Annotated in this window: 24 protein-coding genes; 10 read left to right on the plus strand and 14 right to left on the minus strand. The window is 37.2% G+C overall.

Going from position 1 to position 24,293, the window contains the following annotated elements; translation table 11 throughout:
• Positions 1 to 61 precede the first annotated feature (61 nt).
• Positions 62 to 1,981 carry a threonine--tRNA ligase gene (thrS, locus tag V6R96_RS13875; protein ID WP_336379429.1) on the plus strand — a complete coding sequence of 640 codons (1,920 nt, stop codon included), beginning with the start codon at positions 62 to 64 and terminating at the stop codon, positions 1,979 to 1,981.
• 158 nt (positions 1,982 to 2,139) lie between these two features.
• Positions 2,140 to 2,640: a translation initiation factor IF-3 gene (gene infC / locus V6R96_RS13880; protein WP_172617123.1), complete on the plus strand. Its 501-nt coding sequence runs from the start codon at positions 2,140 to 2,142 to the stop codon at positions 2,638 to 2,640.
• Positions 2,641 to 2,947: 307 nt separating this feature from the next.
• On the opposite strand, the gene V6R96_RS13885 is transcribed toward infC, so the two are convergent.
• Positions 2,948 to 3,508: a hypothetical protein gene (locus V6R96_RS13885; RefSeq protein ID WP_336379428.1), complete on the minus strand. Its 561-nt coding sequence runs from the start codon at positions 3,506 to 3,508 to the stop codon at positions 2,948 to 2,950.
• Between the two features lie 264 nt (positions 3,509 to 3,772).
• Here V6R96_RS13885 and V6R96_RS13890 point away from each other — a divergent pair, with 264 nt between their 5' ends.
• The gene (locus V6R96_RS13890) at positions 3,773 to 4,294 is read left to right on the plus strand and encodes a hypothetical protein (RefSeq protein ID WP_336379427.1); all 522 of its coding nucleotides are present in this window, start codon (positions 3,773 to 3,775) and stop codon (positions 4,292 to 4,294) included.
• Between the two features lie 230 nt (positions 4,295 to 4,524).
• On the opposite strand, the gene V6R96_RS13895 is transcribed toward V6R96_RS13890, so the two are convergent.
• Both V6R96_RS13895 and V6R96_RS13900 read right to left on the minus strand, forming a co-directional pair.
• Positions 4,525 to 5,154: a response regulator transcription factor gene (locus V6R96_RS13895; RefSeq protein ID WP_111953286.1), complete on the minus strand. Its 630-nt coding sequence runs from the start codon at positions 5,152 to 5,154 to the stop codon at positions 4,525 to 4,527.
• Between the two features lies 1 nt (position 5,155).
• The gene (locus V6R96_RS13900; RefSeq protein ID WP_336379426.1) at positions 5,156 to 7,363 is read right to left on the minus strand and encodes an ATP-binding protein; all 2,208 of its coding nucleotides are present in this window, start codon (positions 7,361 to 7,363) and stop codon (positions 5,156 to 5,158) included.
• Positions 7,364 to 7,725: 362 nt separating this feature from the next.
• Here V6R96_RS13900 and V6R96_RS13905 point away from each other — a divergent pair, with 362 nt between their 5' ends.
• From V6R96_RS13905 to V6R96_RS13935, 7 genes are all read left to right on the plus strand, one after another.
• Positions 7,726 to 8,547, plus strand: coding sequence for an alpha/beta fold hydrolase (locus V6R96_RS13905; protein WP_111953282.1), 822 nt, complete (start codon positions 7,726 to 7,728; stop codon positions 8,545 to 8,547).
• A 190-nt stretch (positions 8,548 to 8,737) separates the two neighbouring features.
• A complete protein-coding gene (locus tag V6R96_RS13910) occupies positions 8,738 to 9,307 on the plus strand; it encodes a hypothetical protein (protein WP_336379425.1) in 570 nt (189 codons plus the stop codon).
• A 179-nt stretch (positions 9,308 to 9,486) separates the two neighbouring features.
• A complete protein-coding gene (gene rpmI, locus V6R96_RS13915; protein ID WP_047453167.1) occupies positions 9,487 to 9,684 on the plus strand; it encodes a 50S ribosomal protein L35 in 198 nt (65 codons plus the stop codon).
• A 117-nt stretch (positions 9,685 to 9,801) separates the two neighbouring features.
• Positions 9,802 to 10,146, plus strand: coding sequence for a 50S ribosomal protein L20 (gene rplT, locus V6R96_RS13920; RefSeq protein ID WP_034705993.1), 345 nt, complete (start codon positions 9,802 to 9,804; stop codon positions 10,144 to 10,146).
• A gap of 200 nt (positions 10,147 to 10,346) precedes the next feature.
• Positions 10,347 to 11,522, plus strand: a complete 1,176-nt coding sequence (locus V6R96_RS13925; RefSeq protein ID WP_336379424.1) for a M28 family peptidase — start codon at positions 10,347 to 10,349, stop codon at positions 11,520 to 11,522.
• Positions 11,523 to 11,548: 26 nt separating this feature from the next.
• A complete protein-coding gene (locus tag V6R96_RS13930) occupies positions 11,549 to 12,733 on the plus strand; it encodes a M28 family peptidase (protein WP_111953278.1) in 1,185 nt (394 codons plus the stop codon).
• Positions 12,734 to 12,814: 81 nt separating this feature from the next.
• Positions 12,815 to 14,005 (plus strand): M28 family peptidase, encoded by a 1,191-nt coding sequence (locus V6R96_RS13935; protein ID WP_336379423.1) that lies wholly within the window; start codon positions 12,815 to 12,817, stop codon positions 14,003 to 14,005.
• 265 nt (positions 14,006 to 14,270) lie between these two features.
• On the opposite strand, the gene hisIE is transcribed toward V6R96_RS13935, so the two are convergent.
• From hisIE to V6R96_RS13990, 11 genes are all read right to left on the minus strand, one after another.
• Positions 14,271 to 14,858 (minus strand): bifunctional phosphoribosyl-AMP cyclohydrolase/phosphoribosyl-ATP diphosphatase HisIE, encoded by a 588-nt coding sequence (gene hisIE, locus V6R96_RS13940; RefSeq protein ID WP_336379422.1) that lies wholly within the window; start codon positions 14,856 to 14,858, stop codon positions 14,271 to 14,273.
• The gene (gene hisF / locus V6R96_RS13945; protein ID WP_336379421.1) at positions 14,855 to 15,607 is read right to left on the minus strand and encodes an imidazole glycerol phosphate synthase subunit HisF; all 753 of its coding nucleotides are present in this window, start codon (positions 15,605 to 15,607) and stop codon (positions 14,855 to 14,857) included. Before hisF ends, hisIE begins: the two co-directional genes overlap by 4 nt.
• The gene (gene hisA, locus V6R96_RS13950; protein ID WP_336379539.1) at positions 15,600 to 16,322 is read right to left on the minus strand and encodes a 1-(5-phosphoribosyl)-5-[(5-phosphoribosylamino)methylideneamino]imidazole-4-carboxamide isomerase; all 723 of its coding nucleotides are present in this window, start codon (positions 16,320 to 16,322) and stop codon (positions 15,600 to 15,602) included. Before hisA ends, hisF begins: the two co-directional genes overlap by 8 nt.
• Positions 16,323 to 16,325: 3 nt before the next feature.
• Entirely contained in the window at positions 16,326 to 16,904 is a 579-nt protein-coding gene (gene hisH / locus V6R96_RS13955) for an imidazole glycerol phosphate synthase subunit HisH (protein ID WP_336379420.1), read from the minus strand.
• 1 nt (position 16,905) lies between these two features.
• Positions 16,906 to 18,000: a bifunctional histidinol-phosphatase/imidazoleglycerol-phosphate dehydratase HisB gene (hisB, locus tag V6R96_RS13960; protein WP_336379419.1), complete on the minus strand. Its 1,095-nt coding sequence runs from the start codon at positions 17,998 to 18,000 to the stop codon at positions 16,906 to 16,908.
• Positions 17,997 to 19,028, minus strand: coding sequence for a histidinol-phosphate transaminase (gene hisC / locus V6R96_RS13965; RefSeq protein ID WP_336379418.1), 1,032 nt, complete (start codon positions 19,026 to 19,028; stop codon positions 17,997 to 17,999). Before hisC ends, hisB begins: the two co-directional genes overlap by 4 nt.
• Before the next feature lie 4 nt (positions 19,029 to 19,032).
• Positions 19,033 to 20,307, minus strand: coding sequence for a histidinol dehydrogenase (gene hisD / locus V6R96_RS13970; protein WP_336379417.1), 1,275 nt, complete (start codon positions 20,305 to 20,307; stop codon positions 19,033 to 19,035).
• Between the two features lie 2 nt (positions 20,308 to 20,309).
• On the minus strand, positions 20,310 to 21,167 hold the full coding sequence (hisG, locus tag V6R96_RS13975) for an ATP phosphoribosyltransferase (protein WP_223559551.1): 858 nt from the start codon (positions 21,165 to 21,167) through the stop codon (positions 20,310 to 20,312).
• Between the two features lie 253 nt (positions 21,168 to 21,420).
• Positions 21,421 to 22,518 carry a glycosyltransferase family 1 protein gene (locus V6R96_RS13980; protein ID WP_336379416.1) on the minus strand — a complete coding sequence of 366 codons (1,098 nt, stop codon included), beginning with the start codon at positions 22,516 to 22,518 and terminating at the stop codon, positions 21,421 to 21,423.
• A 124-nt stretch (positions 22,519 to 22,642) separates the two neighbouring features.
• On the minus strand, positions 22,643 to 23,455 hold the full coding sequence (locus tag V6R96_RS13985) for a 2,3,4,5-tetrahydropyridine-2,6-dicarboxylate N-succinyltransferase (RefSeq protein WP_111953256.1): 813 nt from the start codon (positions 23,453 to 23,455) through the stop codon (positions 22,643 to 22,645).
• 136 nt (positions 23,456 to 23,591) lie between these two features.
• Positions 23,592 to 24,164, minus strand: a complete 573-nt coding sequence (locus tag V6R96_RS13990; RefSeq protein WP_223559553.1) for a C40 family peptidase — start codon at positions 24,162 to 24,164, stop codon at positions 23,592 to 23,594.
• Between the last annotated feature and the right edge of the window lie 129 nt (positions 24,165 to 24,293).

Consider the following 24,293-nt stretch of genomic DNA (forward strand, 5'->3'; position numbering starts at 1 on the left):
TAAAAATAGCATATTATTTAAAAAATGCGTATTTTTGCATCTTAAAATTTCTTAGTAAACAATGATAAAAATTACACTTCCAGACAATAGTGTCAAAGAATTCGAAGGAGAAGTTACTCCTTTAGATGTGGCAAAATCTATAAGCGAGGGATTGGCTAGAAATACCATCTCCGCAATTGTAAACGGCAAACAAGTAGAAACGACCACACCTATAACCACGGATTCAACGGTACAATTGTTAACCTGGAATGATGATCTTGGAAAGAAAGCGTTCTGGCATTCTTCTGCCCACCTTCTGGCGCAGGCTATCCTTGAATTTTATCCTAATGCTAAGCTAACCATAGGACCTGCCATTGAAAGCGGATTCTATTATGATGTGGATTTCGGGGACGAGAGCTTATCTGAAAAGGATTTCGAGAAGATTGAAAAGAAAGTTTTGGAAAATGCCAAGAAAGGTTCCACATTCTCTTTATATCCTGTTTCCAAAGAAGAAGCATTAAAAACATATGCAGATAATCCTTACAAAGTTGAGCTTATTACGAATCTTAATGACGGAGAAATCACTTTTGTAACACACGATGATTTCACAGATCTATGTCGTGGAGGACATATTCCCAATACAAGTATTGTAAAAGCGGTTAAGATTTTAAATGCAGCGGGAGCTTACTGGAGAGGAAATGAAAAAAATCCTCAATTAACAAGAGTTTACGGTATTTCTTTCCCTAAACAGAAAGAGCTTACTGAGTATCTTGAAAAACTGGAAGAAGCGAAGAGAAGAGACCACAGAAAACTGGGTAAGGAACTTGGCATTTTTGCATTCTCTGAAAAAGTAGGTGCAGGACTTCCGTTATGGTTGCCAAAAGGGACTGCTTTAAGAAGAAAATTAGAGAATTTCCTTTCTGATGCTCAGAAAAAAGGAGGTTATGAGTTCGTCATGTCGCCACATATCGGGTCAAAAGAATTGTATGTGACTTCCGGACACTGGGATAAATATGGTGCAGACAGCTTCCAGCCGATCAAAACTCCGAATGAAGGAGAAGAATTCATGCTGAAGCCTATGAACTGCCCTCACCACTGTGAGATCTACAAAACTTCGCAATGGAGCTACAGGGATCTTCCGAAGAGATATGCAGAATTCGGGACTGTTTACAGATATGAGCAAAGTGGAGAGCTTCACGGGTTGACAAGAGTTCGTGGATTTACTCAGGATGATGCCCACCTTTTCTGTACTCCGGATCAGCTTTCAGAAGAGTTTGAAAAAGTAATTGATTTAACACTTTATGTGTTCAAATCATTAGGTTTTGAAGATTTTGTAACTCAGGTGTCTTTAAGAGATCCTGATAACAGAGAAAAATATATCGGTTCTGATGAAAATTGGGAAAAGGCCGAAAACGCAATCATCAATGCAGCTGAGAAAAAAGGATTAAAAACCATTGTGGAATACGGAGAAGCAGCCTTCTACGGTCCAAAGCTGGATTTCATGGTGAAAGATGCTTTGGGAAGAAAATGGCAGCTGGGAACCATCCAGGTGGATTATAATTTACCGGAAAGATTTGATCTTCACTACATCGGAAACGATAATGAGAAGCACAGACCGGTGATGATTCACAGAGCACCATTCGGTTCTATGGAACGTTTTATCGCAATCCTTTTAGAGAATACTGCAGGTGATTTCCCGTTATGGCTAAGCCCTGATCAGTTCATTATTCTCCCGATCAGTGAAAAATATGTAGATTATGCAAAAAAAGTTTCACAATTTTTGGAAAATCACGATATTAGCGGTCTGATTGACGACAGAAATGAGAAAACAGGGAAAAAGATCCGTGATGCGGAGTTGAAAAAGATTCCGTTCATGTTGGTTGTAGGTGAAAATGAGGAGAATGACGGCACAATTTCTGTAAGAAGACGTGGTGAAGGTGATCTTGGAGTCATGAATATGGAAGATTTTGTTTCTTACTTTAAAAAAGAGGCAGCAATCTAAGAACATTTAAAGAATAAGGAATTGAAATAAAAAATTCATCTTTTTAATTTTAAATGTTTCAATTAAAATTAGTAATTAACCAATAAAATTATAATACAATAGCACAAAGATTTAACAACAGGGGCCCACAGAGACGTCCGGTACAGGAGGACTTACACTTGATCAACGATAAAATTCGTGTGAGAGAGCTTCGTTTGGTGGGCGATAACGTAGAGCCGGGAGTTTATCCGATTGACAAAGCAAGACAACTTGCCACAGAGCAGGAACTTGATCTGGTAGTAATCTCCGATAAGGCTGAGCCTTTCATTGCAAGGATATTAGACTATAAAAAGTTTTTATACGAGCAAAAGAAAAAGCAGAAGGAACTAAAAGCTAAGCAGGTAAAAGTGGTTGTAAAAGAGATCCGTTTCGGACCTCAGACTGATGATCACGATTATGAATTTAAGAAGAAGCATGCTGAAAAGTTTCTTGAAGAAGGTTCAAAATTAAAAACCTACGTATTTTTTAAAGGACGTTCAATTATCTTTAAAGACCAGGGAGAAATTTTGCTTCTAAAACTTGCTCAGGAATTGGAGCATGTTGGAAAAGTAGACCAGCTTCCAAAACTTGAAGGAAAAAGAATGATCATGATGATGAGTCCTAAAAAACCAGCTAAATAGTTTTAACAGACTCAATGTCTGTTACTTATTATATAAAAAACCTCAAAATATTTTGAGGTTTTTTTATATTAAAGTTTTCAGGAAAAGTTTTAAAAGATATAGAAAAAAATAGTTGATCCGGATCAATCGTTAAAGTTGAGGAAGCTAAATTTACTTACGAATAAAATGATTATATAGTATTGTGTTTTTATATAAGTAGATCATTTTAATGTAAATTTCTTTGAATAACTAAAGATTCTCCCTCAACTTTTAAGACTGATCTGTTGTGAGTCAACTGCTTATTTTCAAAATAATTTATAAGATTGTGTTATCCTTCAAAATCTCCACAATCATGCTCTTTGAAAAGAGACAAAGCTTTGTGGGTTGTAAAATATCTGGATATTCTTTTATTATTTAATTCCAGCTTTTGACCTTCTATAGCCAGCTCGTAGACAGGTGCTTTATCTATTTGGGTTAAAATATATGTTCTTTCTGATGTTTTTAAAATAGTTTTGCTTCCTTCGACAGAGAATGAGAACTCATCAATTTTAAAAGTATCATTCTCATCGCAGACATTGGTCCATATCATTTTATCCTTAGTGATGGATAAGCTTGCCAAATCGCATGAATAACAATTGCCGGAAAATTCTATACCATATTTTTCATACATATTTGTGCTTTTGCTGTTTAATACATCAATAGGAACCAACGCTGAAAAATCAGTCGACATATCAGCTTTTGAAATATGATCCTTTACCGAACCGGACGTCTGAACAGTATCTTTTTTTACCGTAGTAGAAGCTACCTGGTCTAATTTTTTTTCTGTAGAAGGTGAACAAGAAGCCAGCAAAGCTATCACAAGTGAAAAGTTGATTATTACATTTTTCATGTGTCTACAATACTTAATTTATCTTTTGTAAAATTCTCTAAAATATACCATTTAACATATCCCTGCTTTCAGCCATTTATACCTATCTTAAGCCGTTTTGTTAGCTGATGCTTTGAATACACCGATCCCCTTAAAAACAAGATAAAAAACCCCTGAAACCAGCCAGTGTTTATGGAGCTGAAGTCCAATATCTTTGCTGCAGTTATTTAAAGAGATATAATGAAAAAAGTAAGTTTAACCCTCCTTTTTTGTTTACTAAGTTGTTTGTTTTTTGCACAAGCGTTAAAAGTAGTTATTAAACAAGACGGCAAAGTAATTGAACCTGTCAATGATGTTTACGAACTGAAAAAAACTGCTTTCCTATTCGAAATTACTTCTGTCAATCTGGAAGGTTTTTTAATTGGAGCCACTACGGATAAGGATATCTATACGGCTGCTGCAGGTCCTTATAACCCCGAGGTTCCATGGTTTCAGAATACGGGAATGGCGGAGGAATTATATAACAAAGACAAAGAGCTATTTTTGATGGATACGGCACCATCCTATTGGTATTATACCGATGCCAAAGATCATAGGTTCGATAAAAACCCTAAAGGCAATTTAAAACAATGGACGGCTACGCGTACCATTACAAGGTTTTATGACATTATGACGGACCAGGCAATCAATTTAAAAGATTTTGACGGAAATGCTTATGTATTCATGTATGAGTCTATATATAATGATGAATATGACTTAACAGGAAAGAAAAACCTATTTCAAGCTGTATTGAAATTCAAAGATTAATTATTACACACCTAATTATTTGATTTATATAAAAAAAGGTCTGCTTTACGATGTAAGCAGGCCTTTTTTGATATATTTAAGCAAATATTTCATTGCTTCTTTCTAAGCATACACGTACCCTTAGAGCTTCATCAGCGACTTTGTTGTTTTCTTAGCTCCTTTATTAATAATTAATCAAATCTTATCTTTGTTTTATAAAAATTCCAGATTGCAGTTCACAAGAGTCCTATCTATTCGATAATCAAACCGTATTCTATGGCCAGTTTAATGGCTGAACTAAGATTAGAAGTCTGAAATTTTTCAATAAGGTTTTTCCGGTGACTTTCTACGGTGTGCGGGCTGATGAAAAGCTTTTCTGCCATTTGATTGGTCGTGAGTCCTTTCGCTACTTCGGCTAAAATTTCTTTTTCTCTTCTTGTCAGTTTTGGAACCTGATGTAGCCCATCCGCGGATTTTTTCTCCAAAACAGACTTGGTTTGCGAGCATAAAAACCGGTTACCTGCATATACAGCATTAATACCTTCAAGAATTTCGGAAACTGAAGCATTCTTCTGGATGTATCCCAAAGCACCTTCAGCCAGAGTGCTGTTAATCACAGGCAGCTCATTATGAACGCTAAGCATAATAATCCGGAGATTCCCGTACTTTTTCTTTAAAGGTTTTATGAGTTCGATACTGTTGGTATCTACCAGGTTAATATCCAGCAACAAAATATCGACAGCCTGTTTTGCCAGGCCTGCATTCATTTCTGAAACGCTTTTGAAACAATCTACTACATCTATCGTATCGCTGTTTCCTAAAATATTCTTCAATCCTTCCAATAGAAGTGGATGATCGTCTGTTATGGCTACTTTTATCATGTTAATGAATAGGAATTTGAAGTTCTATACTGGTCCCGATATTCAATTCGGAGGTGATGTTCATCGTTCCTTTTAAAAACTGGACCCTTGATTCTATATTATGAAAACCTGCCGTTTTTCTTACGTCTAAACTTGCAGGGTCAAAACCTTTACCGTTATCCTCCACCGTAAGATGTAATACATTTTCTTCTTCACTTATCTGAATAATAATTTCAGAAGTATCGGCATGTTTTATGGCATTATTGACCAATTCCTGAATGATCCTATATAAGATCAGTTGCTTGTCTTCTGGTATGGAGTTACTGTAATTAATAAATTCGGTATGGATGTCTAATGCGCTGTTGGACATGCGAGTGGCAAACTCCTGGATAGCTGCTTCTAAACCGTATTTCATTAATAAATCGGGCATTAAATTATGTGCTACACGTCTCAGCTCTTCCACAGCACCATCAATCTGGTTAATTGATTTTGAAATTCCATCCTCTATATTTTCGGATTGATGGAGATCTAAAGAAGACAGCTGAAGTTTAGTTCCAGAAAGCAGACCACCCAATCCGTCATGAAGATCGCGGGCTAAACGGCCTCGCTCCTGCTCCTGTCCCTCCAACAATGCAGTAAGCGTAGATATTTTTGAATTCTGTTTCTCTTTTTCCATGGCTAAGGCATGCAACTCGTCTCTTTGTTTCATCGATTTTGCACGTTGCTTGTAGGCATACAGCAATAAGACGATCAAAACGATGAAAATAAAGATAAAAATAATGTAATAGGTATTGATCTTTTCCTTGAATGTCAAAAGCTTTTTATAGTTGCTGATGTCATTGTTTTTTTGCTTGGTTTCTAATTTTGCCAACCGGAGTTGCTGCTCTTTTTTCTCCGATTCAAGCTCTGAAAATTTCAGTCGTTCCCGCTGATTTTCTTCCACCAGTTTTAAATTGTTGTAAACCTGTTCACGTTGTGCCCGAAGAATATTGATCAACCTGATTTCTTGTGCTTTTTTATCACTTTCCAGCTGGAGCTTTATGTACTTCTGTTCCTGTCGTTCTTTATCAAACTGCGATTCCAGCCTTTTGGTAATATCCAGTTTTTCCTGATCGTAAATACTTTTGTATTTATCTACATAGCTTTTATAGTGTGTCAGCGCTTCTTTGTAATTGCCTTGCTCTTCGCTAATTCGGGATAAAGATTCAAGAATAGATAATTCTATATTATGATCTCTGACCGGGCTTTTCTCAATTTCCATAGAGGCTTTTAGAAAGTAAGACTTGGCTAAATCATAATTTTTACTCTGCAGGGCCAGTTCTGCCAAAATCCCAAATGAAGAAGCAATATGAATGGCATCACCGGTTTCCAGGCTCACACTATTGGCTAATTGCGCATATTGCATCGCCCTATCTCTATTAAACTCAGTATATAAATTCGCTAAATTGATGGTGGCATATGAAAGACTGCTCCTGTTGAGCATAGCCTCTTTATTTTTGTTGAAAGTTGCAATAGACTGTAAATAATATTGTTCTGCCTTATTTCTCAACGCTGTGTCCGATAGATTTTGAGCGTATTTCTGTTCATATACGTAACCCATCCGCATATAGGCATCGAAGATGAGATTAGGGTCATTTTGCCTGGATGCCAACAGCAAAAACTGTTTACTGTATTTTTCTTCCAGCTGGTATTCATTAAGGTTAGAATAAATAGTGGACAACTCTTTAGCCGCGTTGCCAAATCTTCCGTACAGCGTAGAAGTTGTGGGCGAGTTTTCGTAATAGTCGATGGCTTTCAAGTAAGCAGCAACAGCATCGGCCGTTTTATTATTACGGATCAGAATCCAGCCCTTTGCATACTGGAAGTAGCCTTTAGCTTCGTTGCTGCTCGTTTTTAAACTATACATCCTTGCCATGTCCAAGCTTTTTAAAGATTCAGCTTCTTTATTATCAAGCCGATAATTCATAGCCTGTACAGCATACAAAATGGTAGCGTATTTTCCATCGGCCTGTTTGGCTGCAATGGGAATGTTTGTTTCTAAAATCTGGTAAGATCTAGATTTAAATTTATGGAAAAATAAAGCAGTAGCGAATTTGGGAGCCAGATTTAATTGCTCTGTCGTATTTTTTGAAGCATGGTCATATTCCTTTTCTAATTTGCTTAAAACATTCTGTGCCTGAGCAAAAAACGGACAAATACATAAAGTAAAAATAAGTAACAGTCTGTACATCAAACTCTTGTCTCTATTAAGTTTTATTCAATTAAAAAACGTAAATATAGGAAAATACCCGCTAACCTGTTTCGAAACAGTGTTTCTCAGGCCATAATCGTTGAGTTAAAGATAATCAAAGGTATTAGATAAAAATATCCCTGATAATGGGGTTTTTTAGTTTATTCCGTTTTATCAGTTATACTTTAATCGCATAAGATACTGTTTTCCTTAGATGCTCTATTAATTTAGCGTTAATAATGCATTATGTTGCTTTATATTTTAATCAATATATTATCTTAGATCAACATATTGCAAATATTTTCCATATACATTTGTGATATATAAACACTATTCATTTATTAATCATAAAAAACAAAACAATGAGCACACTTACATTAAAAGACGGAACTGAAATTTATTACAAAGACTGGGGAAAAGGACAGCCTGTATTTTTTCATCATGGATGGCCATTATCCAGTGATGACTGGGATGCGCAGATGCTGTTTTTCCTGGAACAGGGCTACAGAGTTATTGCTCATGACAGAAGAGGCCATGGAAGATCTGAACAGACTGCAGAAGGACATAATATGGACACCTATGCTTCTGATGTTGCAGAAATTGTAGAAGCTTTGGATCTTAAAGATGTTATCCATGTAGGACATTCTACCGGAGGTGGTGAAGTGATCAGATATGTGGCACAGCATGGAAAAGGAAGAGTGGCAAAAGCAGTTTTAATAAGTGCCGTTACGCCAATTATGGTTAAAAACGAAAACAATCCGAATGGTGTACCCATGTCTGTTTTTGATGATATCCGTAATAATACTGCTCATCACAGACAGCAATTCTATATTGATCTTACATTCCCTTTTTACGGGTATAACAGAGAAGGAGCTAAAGTTTCTGAAGGTATCCAAAGGAACTGGTGGAGACAAGGAATGAATGGATCTATCAAAGCTCATTACGACTGTATTAAAGCTTTCTCTGAAACAGATTTCACAGAAGATCTTAAAAGTGTAGAGGTACCGGTTTTGGTATTACATGGTGAAGACGACCAGATCGTACCATTTGAAACTACCGGCAAGGTTGCCGCTACCCTTCTTAAAAACGGAAAATTAATTTCTTATCCCGGATTTCCACATGGAATGCCTACTACAGAAGCAGAAACGATCAATAAAGATTTATTATCATTTTTTCAATCATAATCAATTTACATTATAATATTTTAAAGCCGTCATTTGAAAAAAATGGCGGTTTAATATTTAAAATACACTTAATGGTGTGTTAAATTTAATCTAAAACTACCATTAATAAAGGATTTGTTTACATTAATTTAATCTTACAATTGTGATTTAATATTATAATTACTATTTTTGCAATGTTAAACCATAATCTATGAAAATTAAATTACTGACTTTATTAAGTCTTACGATGCTTCTTGCATCTTGCGCTCAGGATGATGCTCTTGACAATGTAAATACGAATGTGCAAAATGAAAAGCACAACATGGCAGGTAAAAACAATGAATCCCGTATTTTGGATCTTACACGCTATACCCTTTTAAAGGAGAGCACCAACCATCCGCAGATATTAGAAGCCGGTCAATCCATCACTATGGAATACGGCGGCAGCACTTACAAATTTATCATGCAGACGGACAATAATCTTGTTCTGTACAGGGAAAGACCAGGTCTAACTAATGTAATCTGGCATTCCAATACCTACAGAAGCTCAGGTACTCCTAGGCTTATTGTACAAAACGATGGAAATATGGTGATTTACAGAGACGGAAATGCTCTTTGGAGTTCCAATACCTCAGTTAACTATTATGTAGCCAATCCGCACGTTAAGCTTCAGCTTTATTCAAGAACCGGAGCTGCAATTCCTTCAGGATTCAGAATTAAAGTTATTTTAGGTGGAAATAATGAAGAAAGAAACGATATCATCGTTGAAGACTTCTTATAATAAAAACCTCTATTTTTAGCCGTTTCATTGAGAAACGGCTTTTTATATTTATATCTGACAAAATCACAGATAATGAAAGTTTGGATTGATTTTTTTTGTATCTTTGCAAACTGTAATTCCTCTGTATTGCAGGAATCAAGGACAAGATATTGATAACAAAACAATAAAAAAGCAGAACAATGCCAAAATTAAAAACGAAATCAGGTGCTAAAAAGCGTTTTAAACTTACCGGAACTGGGAAGATTAAAAGAAAGAATGCTTTCAAAAGCCACATCTTAACTAAGAAAGAAACTAAGCAGAAGAGAAATCTTACGCAGACTTCTTACGTTGCTGCTGTGGACACAAAAAGCGTTCTACGTCAATTAGCCATTAAGTAGTTTTTATAAATCTATATTCGGTTTATAAGAATTCAAACAAATTCAACAATTTAACCCTGAAATGGTGCCACTAAGAGCAGTTTAACTGCCGCCTCTTTCAAAAAAACAATTTAAATTATGCCAAGATCAGTAAATGCAGTAGCTTCAAGAGCTCGCAGAAAGAAAATTATTAAGCAAGCTAAAGGTTTTTTCGGTAGAAGAAAGAACGTTTGGACTGTAGCTAAAAACGCGGTAGAAAAAGCAATGCAATATGCTTACCGTGGAAGAAAAGAGAAAAAGAGAAACTTCAGATCACTTTGGATTACTCGTATTAATGCGGGTGCCAGAGAGCATGGAATGTCTTACTCTCAGTTTATGGGAGCTCTTAAAAAGAACAACGTAGAGCTTAACAGAAAAGTTTTAGCTGATTTAGCAATGAATCATCCTGAAGCTTTCAAAGCAGTTGTAGATCAAGTAAAATAATGTAGAATTTTTTGTTATCAATATAAATCCCGGGCTATGTCCGGGATTTTTTATATCCATATAAATTAAAGGAATTTCGTGTTTCGGAAAGCATATTAAAAAATAAAATCATATTAGAAAGTTTTCATTTTGGATAAAATAAATTGATTTTTATTATCTACATTTGCTGAATTATTAAATCTATAAATCTTTAGTTAAAAGTGAAAAAAATAACGACTCTTTTACTCCTTTCTTTATCAGCTTACAGTCTTCAGGGCCAGAATTTTATACAGGCTTATCAAATAAGGGTTGATAAGATATCCCAAGCCAATATTACAGCAAACCTACAGAATTTTGGAGATCTTGGTGTAAAAGCGACTGGTACCGTAGAAAATACAAATGCACTGAACTGGCTCAAAACCAAATACCAGTCTTACGGGTATGATGTAAGCCAGATCACAGAAGACAGTTTCACCTATAACGGCAACACTTCAAAAAATTTAATTGTCACCAAAACAGGAACCGTCTATCCAGACACTTATGTGATCATCTGTGGTCATTATGATACCATAGTTGGCCCCGGAGTAAGTGACAATGGCAGCGGAACTTCTATTATGCTGGAAGCAGCCAGAATTTTAAAAGATGTACCTACAGAATATTCTGTGAAATTTATTCATTTTTCCGGTGAAGAGCAGAATCTTTTGGGAAGTACACACTATGTCAATAATGTTGTTTTCCAGAATAATGTACGCCAGCTTAATCTGAAAGTTGTATTCAATATCGATCAGGTTGGAGGAAAACTGGGGAATGTAAATAATAATATTAAGTGTGAAAGCGATCAGAGCGGGCAAACCGGTAATAACGCAGCATCATTGGCGATGACACAACAATTGGCTACCTGTACCACGTTATATTCGCCGCTTCAGACGACCATGTCAAATGCCTATAGTTCGGATTATATGCCATTTGAAAATAAAGGGGACATTATCACAGGATTTTATGAAACAACCAGAAGCTATAACGAACATACTGTTAATGATACTTTTGCCAATGTGGATCCTGTTTATGTATTTAATGTCGGAAAAGCGGCTTTGGGCGCATTGCAGCATTTTGCAGTAGCTTCAACCGTTACCCTGGCAACAGATGATGTACATACCAAAAATTCATTAGAAGCAATCAGGATTTACCCTAATCCGGCCCGTGATGTTCTAAATATTGAGTTGCCAAAGGACCTCGGTCACTTTAAGGTAGAAATTAGTGATATGAATGGCCGCTTAATTTTAAATGCAGAAAACGAAAAGAAAATGAATACTTCCGGTCTGGCAAACGGAGCGTATATGGTCACTGTAAAATCCGATAAAAACAGCATCACCAAAAAAATCATTATAGAAAAATAATCACACACCAACCCAAAATATTTAATATGAAAAAACGTACCATCTTTTTATGGGCTGCATTAGCGGCCGGAAACGTCAGTGCCCAAACTCTCATTCAGGCTTATAAGAACAGGGCCGATCTGGTTTCGCAGACCAGCATAACAAACAATCTTCAGGAATTTTCCAATTTAGGGATAAAAACGACGGGATCATTGAATAATGCCAATACCCTAGCCTGGATCAAGAATAAATATACCTCTTACGGATATTCTGCCAGCCAGATTGTAGAGGATCCATTCACTTTTGGAAGTACAAGCTCCAAGAACCTGGTTATTACCAAAACTGGGACTTTGTATCCTAATAAGTATGTGATTATCTGCGGACATTACGATACCATTACTGGTCCTGGAACCAATGATAACGGCAGCGGAACTTCGGTTATTTTAGAGGTAGCTAAAATCCTAAAAGATATTCCCACGGAATATTCCATCAAGTTTATTCATTTCTCAGGAGAGGAACAGGGCTTATATGGAAGTTCTCATTATGCCAACAATGTTGCGTACCAAAGCGGGGTGAAAAAGCTGGATATCAAATTAGTCTTTAATCTTGATCAGGTAGGTGGTAAACTAGGCAATCTCAACAGTAAAATCATCTGCGAAAGAGATACTGCAGGCCAGTCTGGAAACAATGCAGCTTCCAACACTGTTACGCAGCAACTGGCAACATGCACTACCTTGTACTCTCCTCTTCAGACCAGTATTTCCAACGCCTATTCCTCAGATTATATGCCTTTTGAACAAAAAGGATATGTGATCACCGGTTTTTACGAATATACAAGAAGTTATACTGAACATACGGTGAACGATACTTTTGCTAATGTAGATCCTGTTTATGTATTTAAAGTAGCCAAAGCTGCGGTAGGTGCCATGCAGCATTTTGCAACAGCATCTTCAACCGTTACAGCCGTTTCTGCAGGTAAAGAAAAGCCAGTAAAATCATTGGAATCTGTAAAAATTTATCCAAATCCGGCGAAGGATATTTTAACAGTAGAATTACCTGATCCAGCAATAAAAGATTTCACCGTTGAAATTACCGATCTAAAAGGACTTTCTCTATTGAAAGTAGAAAACCGGTCTCAGGTGAATGTTTCACATTTAAACAACGGAATTTATTTATGCACTGTTAAAACCGAAGGTTCAAGTGTTACCAGAAAGATCATTATTGAAAAGTAAATAGACCTTAAAGTCCTGGCATTTATCCAGGATTTTATTGTTCAGATTCACACCAATCACCACAATCTTAAACTAATTAAAATGAAAAAAACAATCACCATGCTGTCTGTTTGTCTTGCAGTATTCAGCAGTAAGGCCCAGACTTTTATACAGGCTTATCAGGACAGGGCCAATCTGGTTTCACAAACCAATATTACCACGAATTTACAGCAGTTCTCAAACCTGGGCATCAAAACTACGGGTTCACTCCAAAATGCCAATGCATTAACCTGGCTGAAAAATAAGTATACTTCATTTGGATATTCTGCCAGCCAGATCGTAGAAGATCCTTTCACATTTGGGAGTACAAGTTCTAAAAATCTGGTCATTACTAAAACAGGAACGGTTTACCCTAATAAGTATGTGATCATCTGCGGGCATTTTGACAGTATCTACGGTCCTGGGGTGAATGATAATGGAAGCGGAACCTCTATTATTTTAGAAGCTGCAAAGATTTTAAAAGATGTTCCTACGGAATATTCAATTAAATTCATCCATTTTTCCGGTGAGGAACAGGGATTGAGAGGAAGCACCCATTACGCTAATAATGTAGCTTATCAGAACGGGACAAGGGTATTGGACATCAAGCTGGTATTCAATCTTGACCAGGTAGGCGGTGTTATGGGCAACAACAATAATACGGTATATTGTGATCAGGATCAGGCTGGGCCAACTAGCAATAATGCTGCTTCGGCAGCAGTAACGCAGCAGCTCAGAAACTGTACGGCACTATATTCCCCTCTTCTGACGGCTGTGGATCCTGCAGAGGATACAGATTACATCCCATTTGAAAGAAAAGGAGAAGTGATCACTGGCTTTTTTGAAAGAATAAGAAGTACTTACCCGCATTCCATTGATGATACTTTTGCCAATACAGATCCTGTTTATATTTACAAAATAGGAAAAGCAACGGTTGGAGCACTACAGCATTTTGCAGTTGCCACTTCGGTAAGTTCCATCGTACTGGGAGCAAAGGAAACCGCTTCAAATCATTCTCTTGAAACAACCCTATCCATTTATCCCAATCCTTCTAAAGATACCATCAATATTGAGCTTCCCGATACCGGCAGAAAAGATTTCAGTTTCGAAATTACAGATCTTTCAGGAAAATCACTTCTTAAGGCGGCTAATGAAAAGACAGTCAATGTTTCAGGACTGGCCGCAGGAGCTTATATTGGCGTTATTAAAGCTGATGGACAGACTGCTGTACGAAAAATTCTGATTGAAAGATAATTGAAAAATTAAATATGAAATGTGAGCAGGAAAAATCTTTCCTGCTTTTTAATTTAATCTAATTTGAATTTAAAATCAAAACTATAGGTCAGTTTTTTAATTTCCTTTTCTAATAAACTATTCCTGGATTAGTATGGAGACAGATACGATCAATATTTCTTAAACCGAACCCATATATTCTTAAGGGTTGCAAAGGCGGAATCGATTTCTGGTCGATTCGACTAAGCCTTCGTTTTATTCTTCCCACAGTGTACACTTTCCCTGTCTATTTATCCCTGCTTAGAAGAATGGTCTCAATATCCTCCATCTCAAATCCTTTTGCCTTAAGCAGGATCAGGAAATGGTAAAGCAGATCTGCCGCTTCGTTCTTAAAAAGATCATCATTGCTGTCTTTGGCTTCAATAACCAGTTCTACAGCTTCCTCTCCTACTTTCTGAGCCATTTTATTGATGCCTCTCTGATAAAGGGAATAGGTATAGGAGCCTTCTCTCTTATGATCTATTCTTTTAGCAATTTTTGCTTCTAATTCATATAAAAATCCTTTGCTTTCTTTTTCACCGAAACAGCTGAAGCTTCCGGTATGGCAGACTGTATTTGTAGGAACGGCCTGAATCAAAATGGTGTCCTGATCACAATCTATACTTATGTTTTTTACGGTCAGAAAATTGCCCGATTCTTCTCCCTTAGTCCAAAGCCTGTTTTTAGAACGGCTGAAAAAGGTGACAATACCTTCCTTTTCCGTCTTTTTATAAGCTTCCTCATTCATGTAACCTAACATGAGTACTTGCTGTGTTCTGCTGTCCTGGATAATGACCGGGACAAGTCCGTTATTTTTATCAAAATCTATTTTCATCGTACGGGTATTTTTTGATTTTTTAAGTATTGTTTTAATTCCTGAATGGGCACTTCATTGAAATGGAAAATACTGGCTGCCAGAGCTCCTGTTGCTTTTGTTTCATCAAATACTTTAATGAAATCATCTGCGCTTCCAGCTCCTCCTGAAGCAATCACAGGGATAGAAACAGCTTCCGAAACCAGCTTCGTGATGCGGATATCAAATCCGTTTTTTGTTCCGTCACCATCCATCGAGGTCAACAAGATTTCTCCGGCTCCCAAAGAAGCTGCTTCCTTTGCCCAGTTTACAGTATTTAAGCTGGTAGCCTGTTTTCCACCTCTGACGTATACAAGATCTGATCCGTCTGTAAACCGGGTATCAACAGCTACAACCACACATTGGCTTCCGAATTCTTTGGCAAGCTCATAGATCAGCTGCGGGTTTTTAACGGCAGAAGAATTGATGCTGATTTTGTCTGCTCCGGCTTCCAGAAGCTTCCTAACGTCATCCACAGAAGAAATTCCGCCACCTACTGTAAATGGGATGCTCAATTCCCGGGCAATTTTCTTTACCAGGTCTGCAAATGTTTTTCTGTCTTCCAGAGTTGCCGTAATATCCAGAAAAACCAGCTCATCAGCCCCTTCCATTTCGTATTTTACAGCAAGCTCTACAGGATCTCCGGCATTCCGGAGCCCTTCAAAATTAATTCCTTTTACCGTTGTTCCGTCTTTAATATCCAGACAGGGAATGATTCTTTTTTTAAGCATTTTCAATAAATTTCTGAAGTTGTGGTAAACTTATTTTTCCCTCATAGATAGCCTTCCCGATAATTGTTCCTGAACATCCGATTTCCTTCATGCTGTATACATCTTCCATACAGGAAATTCCACCGCTGGCCGTAAGCTTTACTGAGGTTTTACCCAATATTTCTTTGTACAGATCTGTAGATGGCCCCTCCAGCATTCCATCTTTTGAAATATCGGTACAGATCGTTTGGCTGATTCCTTTTTCCTGATACTGAAGGAGAAAGCCTATGATATCTAAAGTACTTTCTTCCAGCCATCCGGACATTTTGATCTTTCTGTTCTCACAGTCAGCCCCTAAAATGATCTTGTCATTGCCATATTTTTGAATCATTTCAAAACAGAATTCCGGGTCCTGTACGGCAATGCTACCAAGGGTGATCTGCTTTGCTCCTGAATTAAAAGCAATTTCTATGTCATCCCCGGTCTTTAATCCACCTCCAAAATCAATATGAAGAGAGGTTTCCCTGGCTATATTTTCCAGGACTTTTTGGTTCACGATATGCTTAGATTTAGCTCCGTCAAGGTCAACAAGGTGAAGAAATTCGATTCCAAAGCTTTCGAATTCTTTGGCAGTCTCTACAGGATCTTCACTGTATATTTTTTTGGTAGCATAATCTCCTTTTGATAGGCGGACACATTTTCCGTCAATAATATCAATAGCTGGAATAATTTTCATCATTTACAATTTTATAAAGTTGTTTAATATTCTGCTGCCCGTTACCCCAGATTTTTCCGGGTGAAACTGTACCGCAAAAAAATTATCTTTCTGCAAGGAAGCACTGAACGGCAGAATATAGTCACATACCGCAGCGGTAGACGCTGATTGCCCACAATAATAGCTGTGAACAAAGTAAAGATCACTGTTATCTTCAATTCCTGAAAAAAGTGGAGATTTCAGCTCGGAAATAGTATTCCAGCCCATATGGGGAACCAGATTTTCGGGCGGAAACTGTTTAACTTCCACATCAAAAATTCCTATTCCTTTTGTGTTACCCTCTTCATTATCACCACACATCAGCTGCATTCCCAGGCAGATTCCCAAAACAGGCTGTTTCAAACTTGGAATAAGTGTATCAAGACCTTTTTCCTTAAGGACTTTCATTGTTGAAGAAGCTTCCCCAACACCCGGAAAAATAACTTTATCAGCTTTTAAAATGAGTTCAGGATCATCTGTAATGATGGAATCAATACCGAGCCTGGCCAAAGCATTCTGGACCGAGCTTACATTCCCCCCGTTATATTTTATTAGTGCAATCATATTATAAGCTTCCTTTAGTTGATGGTAAATTAAAACTGCTGTCCGACTGGTTCACCGCCATTTTAACGGCTTTTGCAAATGCTTTGAAAACAGCTTCTATTTTGTGGTGCTCGTTACTGCCTTCCGCTTTGATGTTCAGATTGGATTTTGAAGAATCTGTAAATGATTTGAAAAAGTGAAAAAACATTTCTGTCGGGACATCTCCTATTTTTTCTCTTTTGAAATCAACATCCCAGACGATCCATGGCCGGCCCCCGAAATCAATGGCAGCCTGAGCAAGACAATCGTCCATCGGAAGCAGAAACCCGTATCTTTCAATCCCTTTTTTATTACCCAGAGCTTTTAGAAAAGCCTCTCCTAAAGCAATTCCTGTATCTTCAATGGTGTGATGCTCATCCACATTAAGATCTCCTTTAACTTTAATTTTAAGATCTAAATTTCCGTGTCTGGCGATTTGGTCCAGCATATGATCAAAAAAATGAAGCCCCGTTGAAATTTCTGCAATTCCCTTCCCGTTGAGATCTATTTCAATATCAATTTCAGTTTCATTGGTCTTTCTGTAGACTTTAGCCTTTCTTGATTCCTGCTTTAAAAAGCGATAGATCTCAGACCAATCTGTTGTTGTAAGTGCAACATTTTCATTAAAGCTTTCATTGATAAAAATAGCTTTAGTTCCCAAATTTTGAGCAAGTTGAACATCTGTCATCCTATCTCCGATAACGTAAGAATTTTCAAGGTTATAACTTCCGTAAATGTATTTTGAAAGCATTCCAATGCCAGGTTTTCTCGTAGGAAGGTTTTCATGCTCAAAACTTTTGTCGATCAGAATATCACTGAAAATAATTCCTTCGTTTTCAAAGGTCTTCAGCATTTTTTCCTGTGGTTTGATAAAATCTTCATAGGGAAAACTTTCTGTTCCTAAACCATCCTGATTGGTTACCATCACCAATTCGTAATCCATTTCCCTAACAATTTTGGAAAGGTTCTGAAAAACTCCGGGATAAAATTCAAGCTTTTCCAGCGAATCTACCTGAAAATCTTCGGGCGGTTCTATAATAAGAGTTCCGTCACGGTCTATAAAGAGTACTTTTTTCATGATGCAATTGCTTTTAACACATTGATTAATTTTTCGTTTTCTTCACGGGTTCCTATGTTGATCCTGATACAGTCCGGGATCGCAGGTGCTCTTTTACTGGTAAGAATTTCTTTTTCAAGCATTCCATTGTACACTTCTTCAACATTTTTCATTTTAATCAGGAAGAAATTGGCATCCGTTGGAAACACTTTTACGATACATTCAATGGCTTTAAACTGCTCTTCCAGCCAGGCTCTTTCCTTGAGTATACTATCAACATTTTCCTTAAGCTTATTTTTATCGTCCAAAAGGTTTAAAATAACTTCCTGGCTTAGGACATTCACATTATAAGGAGCTTTCACTGTATTGATCAGGCGAATAATCTCTTCGGATGCATAAGCAGCTCCTACTCTCGCTCCGGCTGTTCCCCAGGCTTTAGAAAATGTCTGCAAAACAATTAAGTTGGAGTATTTATTCAGCAGTTCAATTCCAGATTTGTTTCCTGAAAACTCAATATAGGCTTCATCAATGACAACAATACCATCAAAGTTCTGGACGAAAAATTCGATATCCTCAACGCTATTTCCTGTCGGATTATTCGGTGAGCACAGGAAGAAAATTTTAATCTCACGTTCTTTTGTAATCTTTAAAAAGTCATCTTTTACCATTTCAAAATTTTCATCCAGATCCAGCTTGAGAACTTCATTTTCATTCACTGCAGCGTAAAAGGCATACATAGCAAATGAAGGGTTCATCATCAGAATAGCATCTTTTTTAGGTTCGCAGAAAATTTTGATGATCAGATCGATCAGTTCGTCGCTTCCGTTCCCTAGTGCGATCTGATTGGATGAAACGTCTTTAAGTTCCGCCAGCTTTTTCTTAAGTTTTTTTTGTGTAGAATCCGGATACCTGTTGAATTCCCCGAACGGACATTCATTCGCATCCAGCATTACAGGAGTATTGAATTCGTTATTATCTCTGAAACTGATGTAAGGCTGTAGGCTCAGTATATTTTTTCTTACTAAAGTATTGAGGTTAAATTCTTTCATTATATTATTTTAATCTGATAGATACTGCATTTTTGTGGGCAATAAGGCCTTCGGCTTCTGCCATTATTTCAATTGTTTTTCCTATTTTCTTTAATCCTTCTTTAGACAAATGCTGAAAGGTGATTTTCTTGACAAAGCTGTCGAGAGAAACCCCACTGTAATTCTTTGCATAAGCATTGGTTGGCAGTGTATGATTGGTTCCGCTGGCATAATCTCCGGCGCTTTCACAGGAATAATTTCCGAGGAAAACGGATCCTGCATTTTCAATCATTGGCACATATTGATTAAAATCTTCCAACGCAAGAATAAGATGTTCCGGAGCGTACAGGTTACTGAATTCCAGAGCTTCATCAATAGAATTGACCAGAATAAAAAGACTGTGATCCAACGCCTGACCGGCTATCTCATTTCTCGGAAGCTTTTTGATCTGCTTTTCAACGGCTTCAACGGTTTCTGTAAAAATCTTATAATCTGTGGTGATAAACACGACCTGGCTATCACTTCCGTGTTCTGCCTGCGACAGCAGATCTGCTGCACAGAACCCGGGAACGGCTTTATTATCTGCGATAACAAGAACTTCACTGGGACCCGCAGGCATATCAATCGCCACACCATAACGCTGTGCATATTCTTTCGCTGCAACGACAAATTGGTTTCCGGGTCCAAAAATTTTATACACTTTTGAGATGCTTTCTGTTCCCAGAGCCATCGCTGCAACGGCCTGTGCTCCTCCGGTCTTAAAGATTTTTGTAATACCGCAAAGCTTCGCTGCATACAGAATAGCCGGATTAATATTCCCTTTGCTATCCGGTGGCGTACAGAGAATAATCTCTTTACATCCTGCCAGATTCGCTGGTACTGCAAGCATAAGGACTGTTGAAAATAAAGGTGCTGTGCCTCCCGGAATATAGATACCTACTTTTTCAATTGCACGGTTTTCTCTCCAGCAGATTACTCCTTTTACCGTTTCAATTTTTTGTGTTTCTACAATTTGAGAAGCATGGAATTTTGAAATATTTTCTTTTGCCTGCTGAATAGCCTTCTTTAAATCTTCAGAGATTTCATTTTCTGCATTGGCCAATTCGGTTTCTGAAACTGTTATTTGTGGAGTCACTGCTTTATCAAATTTTTTATTGAATTGAACAAGTGCCTGATCCCCATATTTTTCGACAGATTCAAATATTTCTGCAATAAGCCCGGATATTTCTTTACGCTCAAAAACAGGTCGTTGTACAAGATTCGTCCATGTTTTTCTTTCAGGATATCTGTATATTTTCATAATTAAATAACCATTTTATCGATTGGAATAATGAGTATATCCTGGGCTCCGTTTTCTTTCAGTTCATCAATCACGTCCCAAAATCTTTCTTCGTCAATTACGGAATGGATGCTGCTCCAGCCCTTTTCAGCTAAAGGAATGACGGTAGGGCTTTTCAATACGGGAAGAACCGAAGCAATATCGCTTATTTTATCATCAGGAACATTCATGAGGATATATTTCGAATTTTTGGCTTTTAATACGGATTTAATTCTGAACAGGAATTTATCCAGAATGGCTTCTTTTTGAGTATCGAGTAAAGAGGTTTTTGCTAAAACTGCTTCTGATGTCAGAATCGTAACAGTTTCCCTTAATCCGTTTTTAAACAGTGTGCTTCCGGAACTTACAATATCACAGATACCGTCTGCCAGACCAATATTCGGGGCAATTTCCACTGAGCCGGAAATAATGTGAATATCGGAAGCAATTCCTTTTTCCTCAAGGAAATTTTTAAGAGTATTGGGATAAGAGGTAGCGATTTTTCTACCCTGAAAGTAGGAAAGATCATCGGTTTCCACATCTTTGGGAACGGCTAAGGAAACACGGCATTTTGAGAATCCAAGCTTCTGGACAATCTGGATATTTTTCTGTTTTTCTGCTAAAAGATTTTCGCCGACAATGGCAATATCTACCACCCCGTCTTCAAGGTATTGTGGAATATCTGAATTTCTGAGATACATGATCTCCATGGGAAAGTTGTCTACGGAAACTTTTAGCTGGTCTTTCCCGTTGTTAACAAAAATACCGCAGTCTTTGAGGAGCTGAAGAGAATCTTCGTAGAGCCGGCCACTTTTCTGAATCGCAATTTTTAATTTACTCATTGTATTATTTTAAGATAAATCTGAGTAAATGAAAACTGATCTGTTGGATACATCCGGAAGAATCCGGGAAACAAAAAAACCGTCTGTTTACTCAGACGGTTTTAATTATTTTTTGATTTTAACACATGTTTCTATCAACCAATTCCGTCTTAGCAGAGATGATGATAGTAATGATGAAGTGTTAAAAAATTCGGTTTCATTGTATTGAATTGTGGTACAAATGTAGGATTTATTTTTAAACTGCAAAGTTTTTTTACAGATTTTTTTTGTAGAGATCCATCAATTGCTTGGCAATAGGCTCGTCATTAAATTTCTGAACAAACTCGAAACTCTTTTCTGCACGGCGTTTTCTTTCGGATTCATTTTCCCAGAGAAATTTTATTTTGGCACCGATATCGAGATAATTGGCAGGATCGATATAAACGGAGTCTTTTCCTCCTGCTTCCGGCAAGCAGCTGGCATTGCTTGTGATTGTCACTGTCTTTGAAAAAAGGGCCTCTATTACCGGAATTCCAAAGCCTTCAAAAAAGCTCGGGTACACAAAGATGTCTGCCAGTTTGTAAATTACAGCCAATTCATCCATGGAAACCCCTTCCAGGAAAATCACCTGTTTTTCCATTTTGTTCTTCCTGATGAAAGTTTCTACTTTTTTGTAATACTTAGTCTTTCTTCCAACAACAACCAGCAGAATATCTGTTCCGCTGATTCCTTTAACAATATTGAGAAGGTTTTTACGGTCTTCGATGGTTCCAACGTTTAAAATAAATCGTTCCGGAAGACTGAACTTTCCCTTTACCTCCTGAGTAAATTCATTAGACTGCTGTTCTTTAAAAGCTTTGTGGCACCCCTGGTAAATAACTTCAATTTTGCTTTCAGGAACTTTTAAATAGGTGATAATATCTCTTTTGGTCTGTTCTGAAATAGCAATGATCTTATCTGCTGAAGAAGCAGCTTTTTTAAATTTCCACAGGTGTATTTTCCGGTCAAAGAAGGAATAATACTGCGGATATCTCATAAAGATCAGGTCATGGATCGTTACAATTTTTTTGATAGGTTCTTTCCCCCATTTCAACGGAAGTTCACCGGAAAGACCATGAAATATATCTGCTCCCTGTTTTTGGGCATCTTTTCCCATTTTAAGCTGTCGGGAAAGATTTCCTTTTGAGGTAGATACAAACCGGACATTTGGTTTTTCCAGGATTTCTTTACCTCTCTCTGAACTGTTTTTGTTCAGCAGCAGGTATTCGTTTTCAGGATAGTATTGAGAAAGAATCCTGACAAGGTCTCTTGAATAATTGCCCAATCCGGACGTATTGTGAAAAAAACGTTTTGCATCGAAGGCAATTTTCATATCAAAGTTTTTAATAAGCTTTTTTAACTGTTTAAAGGTATAAATAAAATAAACCCTAAATGACTATTCAGGGTTTATTATATAAATTTTAAAATGAAACTTTAAAATTTAGAGAAAACACAGCTTATACGGCTACATTATTCTCTCTTAAAGCATCATTAAGGGATGTTTTTTTATCTGTAGATTCTTTTCTCTGGCCGATAATCAATGCACATGGAACCTGGTATTCTCCTGCAGGATACTGTTTTGTGTAGCTTCCCGGGATTACTACTGAACGGGCAGGAACTCTTCCTTTGATCTCAACAGGCTGGTCACCTGTAACGTCAATAATTTTTGTAGAAGCAGTCAGTACAACATTAGCACCCAATACAGCTTCTTTTTCGACGTGAACACCTTCTACAACGATACATCTTGAGCCGATAAAACAATCATCTTCAATGATAACAGGAGCTGCCTGTAAAGGCTCCAATACACCACCGATACCAACTCCACCACTCAGGTGAACATTTTTACCGATCTGTGCACAGCTTCCTACTGTTGCCCAGGTATCAACCATAGTTCCTGAATCTACATAAGCTCCGATATTTACGTAAGACGGCATCAAAATCACTCCTGAAGCAACGAAAGATCCTTCTCTGGCAATTGCATGCGGTACAACTCTTACTCCTTTTTCAGCATAATTTCTCTTCAAAGGAATTTTGTCATGAAATTCAAACGGACCTACTTCAATAGTTTCCATCTTCTGAATCGGGAAATACATTACCACGGCTTTCTTCACCCATTCATTCACCTGCCATCCGTTTTCTGTAGGCTCAGCAACACGAAGTTCTCCTGAATCCAATAAAGAAATAACTTCTCTTATCGCTTTCTTGCTGTCTTCGTTCTGTAATAAATCTCTATTATCCCAAATGTTTTCAATAGTTTGTTGTAACGACATGTTTCTTGTTTGATTTTAGTATAAATTATCCCTGCAGCTTCCCACAGTTCTGAAGGCCAAAAATACAAAAGATTGTCATAGTATACAAGTTAAGTCACAGACCCTGCATACTGTTATTCACAAATAATAGTCTTAGTTATAGTACTCTCTGAGCATGGAGATAGGCTTTATTCCAGTATTTTTCGTTTAATGAAGAGATAATCACCCCTTTTGAAGTTGAAGCATGGATGAATTTCACTTCTCCATCTGCCCCGATATCGTGAACAATACCTACATGGGAAACCCTGCTTCCTCCGGCTGTTGCAAAGAAAAGCAGATCTCCGGGCTTTACTTCCTTGATGTCAATCTTTTTACCAGCATCGGCCTGGTCTGATGATCTTCGCGGAAGGGAGAAATCATTTTCTTCAAAAACTTTTACGGTGAATCCTGAACAGTCAAAACCTGAAGATGTATTTCCTCCAAATCTATAAGGCGTTCCGATATATTTTTCAGCATCTTTAAGGATATCGCTGACTGATCTGGAAATGCTTCCGTTAAATTTTGAATCTAGTTTTCTGAGATTCTCAGTTTTTACAACAGTTTTATTTCCTGTATTTTTTTTGGAAGATACCTTCTTTGAAGATCCGCAGGAAACTGCAATAACAGAGGCAATCATAAGAACGGAAAGCTGCTTTATTCTTAAGTTTTTTTCAAATAATCCCGGTATCATAGTCATCTGATTTTAAATGAAGTAACTAATTATATGGCAAATATACATTTTTATATTTTAACTATAGTATAACTATACTACAACTATATAATAAATATATGTTAAAATTATAATTTCATATATTTATTA

This window comes from Chryseobacterium sp. CCNWLW53, from assembly GCF_037083525.1.
In the GTDB taxonomy this organism is placed as follows: Bacteria; Bacteroidota; Bacteroidia; order Flavobacteriales; family Weeksellaceae; genus Chryseobacterium; species Chryseobacterium lathyri.

Coding starts and splice junctions, on each gene's coding strand:
- hisB (WP_336379419.1), bottom strand. CDS start 18,000: ATGAAAAAAGTACTCTTTATAGACCGTGACGGAACTCTTATTATAGAA.
- hisF (WP_336379421.1), bottom strand. CDS start 15,607: ATGCTTAAAAAAAGAATCATTCCCTGTCTGGATATTAAAGACGGAACA.
- hisH (WP_336379420.1), bottom strand. CDS start 16,904: ATGATTGCACTAATAAAATATAACGGGGGGAATGTAAGCTCGGTCCAG.
- V6R96_RS13885 (WP_336379428.1), bottom strand. CDS start 3,508: ATGAAAAATGTAATAATCAACTTTTCACTTGTGATAGCTTTGCTGGCT.
- V6R96_RS13905 (WP_111953282.1), top strand. CDS start 7,726: ATGAGCACACTTACATTAAAAGACGGAACTGAAATTTATTACAAAGAC.
- hisC (WP_336379418.1), bottom strand. CDS start 19,028: ATGAAAGAATTTAACCTCAATACTTTAGTAAGAAAAAATATACTGAGC.
- rplT (WP_034705993.1), top strand. CDS start 9,802: ATGCCAAGATCAGTAAATGCAGTAGCTTCAAGAGCTCGCAGAAAGAAA.
- V6R96_RS13910 (WP_336379425.1), top strand. CDS start 8,738: ATGAAAATTAAATTACTGACTTTATTAAGTCTTACGATGCTTCTTGCA.
- V6R96_RS13895 (WP_111953286.1), bottom strand. CDS start 5,154: ATGATAAAAGTAGCCATAACAGACGATCATCCACTTCTATTGGAAGGA.
- thrS (WP_336379429.1), top strand. CDS start 62: ATGATAAAAATTACACTTCCAGACAATAGTGTCAAAGAATTCGAAGGA.
- V6R96_RS13930 (WP_111953278.1), top strand. CDS start 11,549: ATGAAAAAACGTACCATCTTTTTATGGGCTGCATTAGCGGCCGGAAAC.
- V6R96_RS13935 (WP_336379423.1), top strand. CDS start 12,815: ATGAAAAAAACAATCACCATGCTGTCTGTTTGTCTTGCAGTATTCAGC.
- hisD (WP_336379417.1), bottom strand. CDS start 20,307: ATGAAAATATACAGATATCCTGAAAGAAAAACATGGACGAATCTTGTA.
- V6R96_RS13900 (WP_336379426.1), bottom strand. CDS start 7,363: ATGTACAGACTGTTACTTATTTTTACTTTATGTATTTGTCCGTTTTTT.
- V6R96_RS13990 (WP_223559553.1), bottom strand. CDS start 24,164: ATGATACCGGGATTATTTGAAAAAAACTTAAGAATAAAGCAGCTTTCC.
- V6R96_RS13985 (WP_111953256.1), bottom strand. CDS start 23,455: ATGTCGTTACAACAAACTATTGAAAACATTTGGGATAATAGAGATTTA.
- V6R96_RS13980 (WP_336379416.1), bottom strand. CDS start 22,518: ATGAAAATTGCCTTCGATGCAAAACGTTTTTTTCACAATACGTCCGGA.
- hisA (WP_336379539.1), bottom strand. CDS start 16,322: ATGAAAATTATTCCAGCTATTGATATTATTGACGGAAAATGTGTCCGC.
- hisG (WP_223559551.1), bottom strand. CDS start 21,167: ATGAGTAAATTAAAAATTGCGATTCAGAAAAGTGGCCGGCTCTACGAA.
- hisIE (WP_336379422.1), bottom strand. CDS start 14,858: ATGAAAATAGATTTTGATAAAAATAACGGACTTGTCCCGGTCATTATC.
- rpmI (WP_047453167.1), top strand. CDS start 9,487: ATGCCAAAATTAAAAACGAAATCAGGTGCTAAAAAGCGTTTTAAACTT.